Here is a 12,203-nt window from a genome sequence, read left to right on the forward strand (position 1 = left end):
CTTTTAATAGATCCTAATACTATGATACTTTTTGTAAATATTCAGTTACAATTTCAATGTTGATTCCGCTGTATTCTGCAAATTCTTCTGAAGTAACAAACTGATGTGATTCTTTCCCAAAATGCACTTTTATTTCATTGAGTAGTTTTCTTCCATAGCGTTCACTTCTACCAGTGATACACTGAATGTCTTTTGGGTATATGCAAGCTCTAATTATTTTCATTTCATACACTATCCATACTTTATCCTACCAGTATCTATACTTTATCTATGTGTTTAATTCGGAACAAAAAGTTTGTTTCGGAATGGATGGATGTTGATTTTTTAAATTTTATTTAAAGATACTTTCATTTGTTGAGAATTAAAAATTTTAAATAATTATGGCTAGACAAAATGGTATTATTAAACTAAAAGGTACTATCGGAGGTATTACCTTTTATAAAACTTCTGATGGAGATCTTGCGCGTGAAAAAGGCGGTGTAGATGCTTCCAGAATTGCAAACGATCCTGCGTTTCAAAGAACACGTGAAAATGGTTCTGAATTTGGAGCTGCAGGGAAAGGTGGAAAGATTGTGCGAAATGCTATTCGTATTCTTTTGCAAAATGCAAAAGATAAAAGAGTAGTCAGCAGATTGACAACCGACCTTTTAAAGGTGGTAAAAACAGACAGTGTAAATGATCGTGGTTCAAGAACTATTCAAGATGGGAATATGAGTTTAATTCAGGGGTTTGAATTTAACACTAATGGTAAATTAGGTTCTACCTTGTTTACTCCATCATTAAATGCTTTTGACCGTGTTTCTGGTGAAGCAACGGTAAGTATTGCTGCATTTGTACCAACAGTTAGAATTGCTGCTCCTAATGGCACAACGCATTTTAAAGTGGTTACTGGTGTTGCTGAATTAGATTTTGATGCAGAAACCTCCACTTTTGAAAACGATGAAACTTCCATTTTACCGTATGATAGTGCAACTACGGCTGCTATTGATTTGAGTGCAACTATTACTGCAAATTCTGTCCTTCCTGTTATTCAGATTTTAGGAATTGAATTTTATCAAGAGGTAAATGGTGCTATGTATCCGTTGAAAAATGGATCCTACAATGCACTATCAATTGTAAAAGTTGATACGGTATAGTGGAACTTGTTTTACATAGAACGTATTTTAAAGAGGGTACCAACGGTGCCCTTTTTATCAATCAACAATTTTTAGGTTTTACCATTGAATTGCCCTGGAAAGAAAATTTGAAAAGGGTGTCGTGTATTCCTGAAGGTGTGTATGAATTGAAGCCTCGTTATTCTGACAAGTTTAAACATCATTTAGTGTTGCAGAATGTACCTAAAAGAAGTTTGATTTTGATTCACCCAGCCAATGATGCCAACAAAGAATTACAAGGCTGTATTGCGCCAGTAAGTTCACTTATAGGGATTGCTAAAGGATTGCAATCTCGCATTGTATTTCAGAAAATACTTTCTAGTTGTTATCAGGCATTTGACCGAAAAGAAAAAGTAACCTTAACTATTAAAAACTAATTTATGAAAATTACTGAACGATATAAAAAACCAACTCCTACCTTTTTTAGAAAATTGAGAAATATTGGAATTGCATTGGCCGCAACTGGTGGTGCAATTATTGCAGTTCCTATTGCATTGCCTGCAACCATTGTAACTATTGCAACTTATTTAACTGTTGCCGGAACTGTGGCGACTGCCGTAAGTCAGGCGGTGGTTTCTGATAATGACACTTCGACAAGCTCAGTGCAAGCTTCTGACTTTGACCAAGACCAAGACTAAGATTTATGCAACAAAATGATTTACAACTACGCTCTGGAATTGTTGGAGGCACTTTTCTCTCCACTATTTTAAATATCACTTTTAATGATATTGTTTTTACAATAATTATGGCTGTTATTGGGGCGGTTGTAAGTTTTGCTGTTTCTTGTTTGTTGCGGAGGTTGTTTTCAAAAAAATAAAGCCTAGCTATTTTTAGCCAGGCTTTTTTTTAACGAGTTTTTATATGATTTGTGCGACTGGAAAATCGGAGATTTTTCTGCCGTAGCAAATCGTTTGTTGAATGTTTGTCGTTTGTACTAGTTCAAATTTAAGCATAAATTATATGAGGTGTTGCAAAATGTTATTTTTTAATCGTGTTAATCTATTTTCTTAAATTGTACTGTTTGAACTTTTAAATCTTTGTAATTTTGATAAAATCTGGAATTTGTCATTTTAGTATTAATTTGTCTAAAAAACTTTCCCGGTTCAATTCTCAAATCGTACGTTTTAATGATTTTTTCCAATTTCATTGCTCAATCCCGATTCAATTATTAAAATCTGAGATTTGTCAATTTAGTTTTATTTTGTCTTAAAAACTTTTTCCGTTTCAATTCTTAAATCGTGCGTTTTAATAAGTTTTTCCAATTTCATTGCTCAATTCCGATTCAATTATTAAAATCTGGAATTTGTCGGTTTAGTTTAATTTATCTTAAAAACTATTTCCGATTTCAATGCTCAAATCCGCAATTGTGCTAAAATCTAACCGATTCAATTTTCAATCCGATAGAGTAGAAGTCAAACTGAAGTTTGTCGAGCAACAAAAATTTTACTTTTAAAGAACTTTTATCGTGCAAAACGTAATTTCGGTAATATTTTGCAACTTGTTATATACATTATTTTTTCTCTTTTATTCCTTAATAAATAAAGGTTAAAAGTAATTTTAGATTATATTATCATTTGTTGAAATTGCAATTTTTTCAATGTACTAATTTAACAAAAAAGAGTTTAAAAAATATAGTTGTTGATAATTTAAAATAATATTAAATATAGTATGTGTTATTTTGGTATTATTGCCATTTTATAAACTAGGAATGAGATCCCCAGTCAAGCTGAGGATGACGTTTCAAAATTTATAATCTTGACTATTAAATTTTCTTTTTTGGATACCTCAATCATATGTTTGTTCCTTTACTTTTTCCATCCCAAAAGGCAATTAAGGCATCGGCATATTTTGCCATTTGTTCGTTGCGTTTTGGATCTACAGCTTTTTAGTATGATTTCTAATCTGTAGGAAATTTTGTTGATTGATTATTAACCTCCATTTTTTTGTTTCTTGTTTGTTACGGAGGTTGTTTTCAAAAAAATAAAGCCTAGCTATTTTTAGCCAGGCTTTTATTAAGCATTTAATTTTATATAGGGTTATGCATTGGTTTTTATTTCTATAGTTATAATTAAACTTTTTGTGAAAATTATTTAATTAATTATAAAAATACTGAAAACCCAATATTAGCTGCGAAATTTCCTTGTTTTTGTACAAAATCAGAATCATCACTATTCTTTAGATTAGCCATAGTATATGATAGTCCGAAATTCAAAGAAACATAATCATTTATAAAATAAGCAGCTCCTCCTCCAAAATTTAAAGCAAGCCCACTCATTTTATCTTCATCACTACCTCCATCATAACTATATTTTTCTTTTGCAGACATTAGGCCAGCTCCTACTTGTAATAAAGGTTTGAATTGACCCTCTACAGGAAAATAATACAATGCTGTTGGTAATAACATTGTAGAAGTAACTGTATATTTATCTCCATAATCTTTTTGAGTGGTAGAAGAAAAATTAGCAGATAATCCAACAGCCAAATTGTCCATTACAAAATAACCTATAGAAGGCATAATAGAAAATGAACTTTGAGTAACATCACCTAATGATTGTCCGTCATATTCATAATCAATATTACTACTGATGAATTGTAACCCTGTTGCCCCTGATAATACAAATTTACCTTGTTCGGTTTGTGCAAAAATAACATTCGTAAAAGCTAATGTAATTGCTAAAAAAAATACTTTTTTCATAATAATTTATTGTGTTTAAAATTTCCTACTCTTTGGATTTTCGGATTTCTCCCCGTTTTTTATAGTAGTTTCTGGATTCTACTTTTTTATTTAGAATGATTAAGTTAGTTTGGTTTCAAGGCAACTTGTGCATAGCTGTTTAGGCTATGAGTAGTTGCGCGGGTTAGCACTTAATTTTACAAGTACAAACCAAACTGAAAATCCGCGAGGATTTTCAGAAGTAGGCGAGAACAAGCAATTACTTATAGCCATTGTTGTAAAGCGTTTTTTATTCAATTAGTTTTTGCTTTTTCGGTTTAATTGTAATTTCATTATGTAAGTTTGGAAAATACTTAAGCATTGTTTCTTTATCTTTTCCAGAAGTATCAATAAAAGTCCAATTTTGTCCATCGTCATTCGATATTCCAATTAAGGTGTATTCAGATTCTATTTTTCCACGAGGTGTTTTCATAACAATTACCTGAGTCAAAGCGCATTGTAATTCATTTTCTTTTTTTAAGAATTCAGAAGGGTTTTTGAAATTTAAATCAGTGAAAGAGAAACCATCACTTTTCATTTTATTCATTCCTTGTTTGGTAGCTTTCACCATATTAGATTTTCCACCCATCATTTCGATAATTTTTGGGTAGGTGAAATCGGCAAAGTTCTCATAATCTTCAGCAAGAAAGAATTTTTTCATTTCTCCAAGTTGAGAATTTAAATTTTTGTTTTCAGTTTGAGAAAACCCAAAAGTTGAGTTAATAATTAGAATTAATATCCAAATTTTCTTATTCATAAAGTTTGTCTTAAATGTTTTACGTGATTTTATATGATTTGTGCGACTGGAAAATCGGAGATTTTTCTGCCGTAGCAAATCGTTAGTTGAATGTTTGTCGTTTGTGTTAGTTCAAATGCAAGCATAAATTATATGAGGTGTTAGCTGCCGTTTTTAAACAGGTATTTTAGATTTTATTCTTTTGTTGAATATACATCAAATGTGTTTTTAAGAGATTTGAAAAAACCATCTAAATCTGGAAATAATGTTGAGTGATTTATATTCATTCTATTTAAATCTTTAAGAATTTCCATTTTCCACTTTATAGGAATCTTGATTTTATACATTGGAGAATAATCTGTTTTTTTTGTAATGGAAAAATTAGAAAGTAAGTTTGTTTCAAAATTAGAGTTTATATCACCTTGGCATAAAAATACTCCTTGTTGTCTTATCAATCTCTCAAAAAAAGAAAAAGGTAGTACCAGTTCCACAAATGGAAATTGTCTTTCTCCTAAAATTAATTTATCAAAAACATTATCTGTGATTAGGCCATCAGAATACTTATATTCATTCACTTGATCGCTATCATCATCCCATTTCGAAACGAAAAGTGAATGAGATGATCTTTGTAAATCCATATAATTTATAGCATATATTGAGCAAAAATCTTTTGAAGAATCAATTGCGAAAAAAGATGCTACATACGGTGATGTCGTAAAATCCAACAATCTAGTTGGTGCTCCGTGATGTTGCATAAGAGATACTATTTGAAAATTCGAACTTATCAAGTGTGGCTTATTATAATGCCATTCTGTATGACGCTTAAACTCTCTAATCATATAACTTTCATAATCTCTTTTGTATTCTGAATTATTATTTTTAATTTCTATTCTGTCCATAGTAGTCACTAGGTCCATTTTGTAATCTGATTGACCTCTAAAGCACCAATCTGTATTTAATTCACATAAGAAACTTTTTAGTTTATTCCAGCTGTTAAATTCTATTTCTTTAAATAATTTCATAGTTTACTTATCAATCTTAATGGCAGCTAACTTGTTATATACATTGTTTTTTCTCTTTTACCCCTTAATAAATAGAGTTTAAAAGTAGATTTAGATTATTTTATTATTTGTTGAAATTGCAATTTTTTTAAAAGCACTAATTTAATAAAAAAGTGATTAAAAAATATGGTTGTTGTTAATTTAAAATAATATTAAATACAGTATGTGTTATTTTGGTATTATTGCCATTTTATAAACTAGGATTGAGATCCCCAGTCAAGCTGAGGATGACGTTAAAAAATTTATAATCTTAACTATTAAATTTTCTTTTTTGGATACCTCAATCATATGTTTAGTTCCTTTACTTTTCCCATCCCAAAAGGCAATTAATGCGTCAGCATAATTTGCCATTTGTTCGTTGCGTTTTGGTCCTGCAGCTCTTCCAAAGCTTTTCCAATCTGCAGGGAATTTTGTTAATCGAAATCCTTTTTCAGTTGCGTATTGTTCACCAAGTAAGTCGGCTCCTTTGTAGTAAGCTCCAGTTACAATTTCAACATCTGTTTGATCCTGGAGAATGTTGTCGCAAATTTCATGTAGTTTTTTGTAGTCGGTGAAGGTTCGGCTTCCGGCAATAATAATTTTCATACGGTGTTTTCGTTTAATGATAGTGAGATCCTGAATCAAGTTCAGGATGACTGTTTGGCTCTTATTAAATGCCTAGCTCACTTCGACTGCGCTCAGTGTGACGGCCAGGCATTTTGCTTGTTATTTTTTTAGGACCTCAACAAGGTAATTTTTAATTGCTTGATTGCTGATAGTTGTTGTTTTAGGTTTTCTTCAAAAACATTGATTTTTTTTAGCTTTTCAACTTTCATTTGCCATTGTTGCTCCTGGTTGTTTTGGAGTGCTTCATTGATTACTTTTTTAGCATCTGAAATACATATAAATGGGATAACACTTCCTTTTAGATAATAGCTGAAGTATTGACCTGTTTTAAGTGATAAGCACAAGTAATACAAGGATTCCCGGGTAGGTTCTGCAGCTGTTGTAATCACAAAACAGTTTGGACAAGGCTGGTTCATCGGTCTGCCGCTGTTTAGGCCTTTCGATAAGATAAAAAAGTGCGGTGTGTTGTAGGTTCTTCCTGGTTGGTGGGTTTTGATTTCATAAGTTGACATAGGTACGCAATTAAAGTTATGCTTCACTGCGTTCCGCATATTAAATTTTGAAAACAAAAAGTTGAAAAGAAAAAAGATAAAAAAAGAAAGCAGCAGGTTTTGATGCGAGGCAAAGGCTGTCAAGTTTTTTGAGAAAAATACAACCTGAGTTTTTATAAAAAATCGGAGACGAACAATTGTGAGGTGGAGATTTTTTTCAAAACCCAGAGGGCTTGAACTTTATAGACTTTAAGCAATTGATAAAGGGAGCATTCTAATTTTGCTGTCTTTTTTTATTTTTTTTGAAGTAGGATTATAATATTGTACGAAAAGTAAAAAACCAAAGCCATTGCCTTGAAGGATACAGTCCAACAGGAACTACACTTTGGTTAATGTTACCCATCACAAGGGATTATTAATCCAATGCTGAAATAACGTTACTAAAATAAGAAAAAAGTTTGTTTCGCAGGTAATCGCACGACAAATGCGATAGCATTTAGGCGAGCCGCCAGGCGAGTTGAACGAAGGGTGTTGGGGCAAAAGCACGTTGCTTTTTCAGCATAAGTGCGTGCAACAACTACGTGGTACACGCAGGGTTGGCGCTGTTTTTGCTTACTTTTTTTTGTAATCAAATGTATGAGGTGGAAAAGGCAAGTGCAAGCTATTGAGTGAAGAATGCAGCGTGCTGTGCACTTCGCTTTTGGTTAGTATCTACTTGTTTTAAATTGTTGGTTAGATTGGATGCTAATTATTAATGCTGTTGGATTAGCGAAGTGCCAAAACGAGAAATGATGAACGAAATATCTTGCTCTTGTGTGTGTTTGCAATATGGTTTAAGCCCTAAGAAGTTGTATTACCATATATCAAAGATGATTTGATACGCGATAAACCGTTCCCCGCTTTCGCGAGGACAAGGGTTAAATTATATGCAAAATGGATTTTTCTATTTCTGAAGTAAGTACTGCAAAAACTGTGACAACCCGATTAGCCCGGAGTGAGCAGCAGGCGAGCCAAAATTATGAAACAGCGGTTGTACCCAATAAAATGTCTTGCGTAGCAAAACATTAGAGGGTTTGGGTGCAAAAAATAGCTGTGGGTGAGGAATGCGTGTAGTGTGTGAAATAAAATAAGTGAGTGCGCTGCAATGAGCACCCACTGGAGCACAAATTGTAGTGCAACGAACGGCAAGTACAAATACGACAAAGGAGTGTTTTTAATTGTATTTTATGAAACAAAACGGAGCAATTGACGAACACCTTATTACCTGCACGGATGTTTGTGATTTGTACTGTATATCCTAATGGAAACGAATTTCAGAGAGCGCAAAGGCAGAGATAAGTACTGACTGAAAGGAAGTTCTTATGCGTGTGAATTGAAAGCTGTATGTAGTGAAATGTAATGAAACGGAATACTGCTGGAGATGGAGCCATTATTTATAACACAATGGCAACTAAAATGAAAAAATGGATCTTAAATTATTTTAAGTTTATTGTTAAATATCGGTTGACTTTTCTTTTGTATTCTATATAATTTATTTTATGCACAGACTGTAAATATCCCTCTTCCTCCAAAATCATTTTATGAAAAATGGCTACGAGTAGCACATATAAAACGATTAAGATAATTGATGGAAAAATTAGAATGTATCCTAAAAAAAGAATGTTATAAGATAAAAAATAAGGGTTTCGACTAATGCTATAAATTCCTGTTGTAATTAATTTGGTTTTTTGATCATATTTTATACCTACTCTCCAAGAATTTTTCATTTCAATTAGTGCAAAAACACCTATCATAAAACCAATAAAAACAAGTCCAATCCCTAATATTTTAAACCAAACGTATTGTGATAAATCAATTTCAATAAACCATTTTGGTTTAAGTAATGTTAAACGGAGCATTATGATTACATACATCATTGTCGAAATAAAAATCGACATTGATAATTTTATAGATTTACCTCTTATGGATTGCTTTGTAGCTAAATATGTCTTTATATTTCTAATAGAAAAAGCCAGAATAAAAAACACAAGTATGAGCCCTAAATATATTTTTTCTATCATTTTTTATATCGTTTTCCTTTATAATTTGCAGAGATATTTATTCTCTAAAAGTTAATTGATTTATTTAATTCCACTTCATTTTTTGAATACGAACCGCATTTAAAATGGCCAATAATGCAACTCCTACATCGGCAATAACAGCTTCCCACATTGTTGCCATTCCCCAAGCACCAAGAATTAAAACAAGTATTTTTACACTCAACGCCAACCAGATGTTTTGCCATATAATTTTGTTGGTTGCATTTCCGATTTGAATAGCAGTTACAATTTTTGAAGGTTGATCGGTTTGTATTACAACGTCGGCAGTTTCAATGGCTGCATCACTTCCTAAACCACCCATTGCCATACCTACATCAGCTATTGTAATTACAGGAGCATCATTAATTCCATCGCCTATAAAAGCAATTGTTCTTCCCATTGCTTTCAATTTTTCTACTTCTGAAATTTTATCTTCAGGAAGTAAATCCCCTATTGCCTTATCAATCCCTAATTTATTTGCAATGGTGTCAACAACTGCTTGTTTATCGCCCGAAAGCATTACTACTTCAATTATTTTTGGGATTTTATGTAAATTGGTAATTGCCTTTTGTGCATCCTCTTTTAAGGTGTCGGAAATAGTAATATATCCTGCATATTGCTGGTTTATGGCAACAACAACAATTGTTTTGTCATTTGAATTTATAGTTTCATCAAAAGGAATCTTGAATTTTTGTAACAATTTAGAATTACCAGCCAAAACTTCATACTCCCCAATTTGCCCTTTCATTCCATACCCTGAAATTTCTTCAATAGCCGTTGCTTTCAATTTTGAGTTATCAATTTTTACATAATTGACAATTGCTTGTGCAATGGGATGTGTAGAATTGGATTCTAAGACAGCTACTAATTCTAAAAGTAAATTCTTATCAATGTTTGAGGTTACAATTTCCTGAACTTCAAAAACACCTTTTGTTAAAGTGCCTGTTTTATCCATAACCACAGTATCTACTTTGGTTATTAAATCCAAATAATTAGAACCTTTAAATAAAATACCATTTTGTGATGCTGCACCTATTCCACCAAAATATCCAAGTGGTATAGAAATTACCAAGGCACAAGGACACGATATTACTAGGAATATTAAGGCACGTTGTAACCAAACTTGAAATATATAATTATCCCCAAGAAAAAAGTAGGGTACTATAACTAATGCAATTGCCAACCAAAAAACAATTGGGGTATAAATTTTAGCTAAACGACTAATTAAAAGTTGGGTCTTTGCTTTTTTACCAACTGCCTCTTGCACCAATTTAAGAATTTTAGAGAGTTTGGTGTCTTCAAATTTACTGGTAACTTTTATTTCTATGACTTTGGTAAGATTTACCATTCCTGCTAGCACTTGCTCTCCTTTCTTACTGTTTTTAGGAACGGATTCTCCTGTTAATGCAGCTGTATTTAAAATGGCATCATTTGAAATTAATTCGCCATCTAAAGCTATTTTTTCGCCTGCTTTAACCCTTATTATTTGACCAATTTTAACATCTTTGGGATGTTTTACGAAGGTTAATTCATTCTCAATAATTGTTACTTCTTCAACCTGAACTTTTAACAAGGCTTCAATAGATCGTTTGGCTTTGTTGACTGCACTTTCTTGAAATAGTTCTCCTACTACATAAAACAGCATAACAGCAACACCTTCTTCATAGGAGCCAATTAAAAATGCACCTAAGGTTGCAACCGACATTAGAACAAACTCATTGTATATTGCTCCTTTAACGATTAATTTTACAGCTTTTAAAAGAACAGGACCACCAATAAGCATATAAATTACACCAAACCATATTAAGGGAAAAGGAGCTTTGAAAAAAGGAACTTCAAAAAAATCAAGTCCAATACCCAACACTAGAAAAAGCAAACTTATTATTGGAATTATATACGCTTTGTTTATGGCTAAAGTGTTTTTAGATACAGTGGTATCTTTTGTATAATCTATTGCACAGGCACCATCTTGGCATTCGTTGTCTTTACTCATAATTTGAACTATTTAAGTCAAAATTAAGTAAATAGTGTGTGCAACGGAAGTGCATTTATTGATTTTCAGCAGGCTCTATATGAATATGAACATCTATTAATTGAGGGAAATTTTTGAAAAGCAAATTTTTTACCTCGTGCGCGATACTATGACCTTCTGTAACGGTTTTGTTACCATCAATCCAAATATGCATATCTATATGGAACGCCGTTCCCATTTTTCTAGAATGACATCGTTCTACTTTAATAACATATTGGTATTGCATTGCAATTGTTATAATGTTTTCGCAAAGCTCAGGCTCAATAGCTTCATCCAATAACTCGCCAATTGAAGACCTGCCAATTTTATAGGCATTGTAAAAAATAAATACAGCAGCAATAACCGCTGCAAAATCATCGGCAATCTCAAAACCTTTGCCTCCAATAAGCGCAATGGAAATTCCAATAAATGCAGCTACGGAGGTAATGGCATCGCTACGGTGGTGAAAGGCATCTGCCTTTACTGCTGAACTATTGATTGCGGCTCCCATTTTAAGGACATATCTATATAAAAATTCTTTAGTGGCAACAACCAAAACCAAAATTAACAACGTATATGGTTCGGGACTTTTATGCGGTTCAAGAATGTGAATTATACTATCTCTAACTATAATACCTCCCGCGATGATCAAAGCAATTGCAATACCTATTGCTACGAGAGCCTCTATCTTTCCGTGACCATAGGGGTGGTTTTCATCAGGTGGTTTAGACGACCATTTTAAACCTGCCCAAAGCATTCCAGAGGTAACAACATCAGAGGCAGATTCTATTGCGTCGGCAATCAGGGCATAGGAATGACCGAAGATGCCACCCAACCCTTTTATAATAGCCAAAAAGGCACTAACTATAATGCCAATTAGTGTGGTTTTCAATCCTTTTTTTGATATAGAATTTGGATTTCTTTTCATATTATTCAATTATTGCCACTGCATTTATCGCAAATGCCTTTTACAACAAGATTTACATCTTCAGCAATAAAATCTTTTGGTAAGTTAATGTTTGGTATTTTGTGGTCTGTTAAACAAACGGTTTCATTACATAATTTGCAATGAAAGTGCAGGTGCAAATCGGTGTCAATATCACAATGGCAATTTTCTTCGCATAAAGCGTATTTAGTAATTCCTGTACCATCATCAATTTTATGAGCTAATTCACTTTCAACAAATGTTTTTAAGGTGCGATACAATGTTGTTCTGTCTGATTTAACAAAATACTCTTCAACATCGGTAAGGCTAATAGCGGATTTTTTATTTAAAAGAAATTGTAAAACCAACAGTCGCATTGCTGTTGGTTTTACGTTATTTTTCTTTAATATTTGTTCTAATTCAATCAT

At 32.5% G+C, this 12,203-nt stretch carries 14 protein-coding genes; 4 read left to right on the forward strand and 10 right to left on the reverse strand.

What is annotated here, in order from left to right:
* Positions 1-19: 19 nt before the first annotated feature.
* Positions 20-223 (reverse strand): hypothetical protein, encoded by a 204-nt coding sequence (locus IEW75_RS07840; protein ID WP_134248658.1) that lies wholly within the window; start codon positions 221-223, stop codon positions 20-22.
* A gap of 157 nt (positions 224-380) precedes the next feature.
* On the opposite strand from IEW75_RS07840, the gene IEW75_RS07845 reads away from it, so the two are divergent.
* From IEW75_RS07845 to IEW75_RS07860, 4 genes are read left to right on the forward strand one after another with little or no spacing between them, the layout of a single operon-like run.
* The gene (locus IEW75_RS07845) at positions 381-1,136 is read left to right on the forward strand and encodes a hypothetical protein (RefSeq protein ID WP_134248657.1); all 756 of its coding nucleotides are present in this window, start codon (positions 381-383) and stop codon (positions 1,134-1,136) included.
* Positions 1,136-1,531: a DUF5675 family protein gene (locus IEW75_RS07850; RefSeq protein ID WP_134248656.1), complete on the forward strand. Its 396-nt coding sequence runs from the start codon at positions 1,136-1,138 to the stop codon at positions 1,529-1,531. Before IEW75_RS07845 ends, IEW75_RS07850 begins: the two co-directional genes overlap by 1 nt.
* Positions 1,532-1,534: 3 nt before the next feature.
* The gene (locus IEW75_RS07855) at positions 1,535-1,792 is read left to right on the forward strand and encodes a hypothetical protein (RefSeq protein WP_134248655.1); all 258 of its coding nucleotides are present in this window, start codon (positions 1,535-1,537) and stop codon (positions 1,790-1,792) included.
* A 5-nt stretch (positions 1,793-1,797) separates the two neighbouring features.
* Positions 1,798-1,971 carry a hypothetical protein gene (locus IEW75_RS07860; RefSeq protein ID WP_188703998.1) on the forward strand — a complete coding sequence of 58 codons (174 nt, stop codon included), beginning with the start codon at positions 1,798-1,800 and terminating at the stop codon, positions 1,969-1,971.
* A gap of 1,281 nt (positions 1,972-3,252) precedes the next feature.
* Here IEW75_RS07860 and IEW75_RS07865 read toward each other — a convergent pair.
* From IEW75_RS07865 to IEW75_RS07905, 9 genes are all read right to left on the reverse strand, one after another.
* Positions 3,253-3,849, reverse strand: coding sequence for an outer membrane beta-barrel protein (locus tag IEW75_RS07865; protein ID WP_134248654.1), 597 nt, complete (start codon positions 3,847-3,849; stop codon positions 3,253-3,255).
* Between the two features lie 268 nt (positions 3,850-4,117).
* Positions 4,118-4,624, reverse strand: coding sequence for a hypothetical protein (locus tag IEW75_RS07870; RefSeq protein WP_134248653.1), 507 nt, complete (start codon positions 4,622-4,624; stop codon positions 4,118-4,120).
* Positions 4,625-4,797: 173 nt separating this feature from the next.
* Positions 4,798-5,625 (reverse strand): FRG domain-containing protein, encoded by an 828-nt coding sequence (locus IEW75_RS07875; RefSeq protein WP_134248652.1) that lies wholly within the window; start codon positions 5,623-5,625, stop codon positions 4,798-4,800.
* A gap of 255 nt (positions 5,626-5,880) precedes the next feature.
* Complete coding sequence (locus IEW75_RS07880; protein WP_134248651.1) at positions 5,881-6,249, reverse strand: DUF2493 domain-containing protein; 369 nt, start codon at positions 6,247-6,249, stop codon at positions 5,881-5,883.
* A gap of 128 nt (positions 6,250-6,377) precedes the next feature.
* Positions 6,378-6,782 (reverse strand): DUF6943 family protein, encoded by a 405-nt coding sequence (locus IEW75_RS07885; protein WP_134248650.1) that lies wholly within the window; start codon positions 6,780-6,782, stop codon positions 6,378-6,380.
* A gap of 1,454 nt (positions 6,783-8,236) precedes the next feature.
* The gene (locus tag IEW75_RS07890) at positions 8,237-8,821 is read right to left on the reverse strand and encodes a methyltransferase family protein (RefSeq protein WP_134248649.1); all 585 of its coding nucleotides are present in this window, start codon (positions 8,819-8,821) and stop codon (positions 8,237-8,239) included.
* Positions 8,822-8,885: 64 nt separating this feature from the next.
* Positions 8,886-10,832: a heavy metal translocating P-type ATPase gene (locus tag IEW75_RS07895; RefSeq protein ID WP_134248648.1), complete on the reverse strand. Its 1,947-nt coding sequence runs from the start codon at positions 10,830-10,832 to the stop codon at positions 8,886-8,888.
* 55 nt (positions 10,833-10,887) lie between these two features.
* Complete coding sequence (locus IEW75_RS07900) at positions 10,888-11,742, reverse strand: cation diffusion facilitator family transporter (RefSeq protein ID WP_229714414.1); 855 nt, start codon at positions 11,740-11,742, stop codon at positions 10,888-10,890.
* A gap of 41 nt (positions 11,743-11,783) precedes the next feature.
* Positions 11,784-12,203, reverse strand: a complete 420-nt coding sequence (locus IEW75_RS07905; protein WP_134248646.1) for a Fur family transcriptional regulator — start codon at positions 12,201-12,203, stop codon at positions 11,784-11,786.

Origin of the sequence: Lutibacter litoralis (assembly GCF_014646675.1) — a bacterium.
GTDB lineage: Bacteria > Bacteroidota > Bacteroidia > Flavobacteriales > Flavobacteriaceae > Lutibacter > Lutibacter litoralis.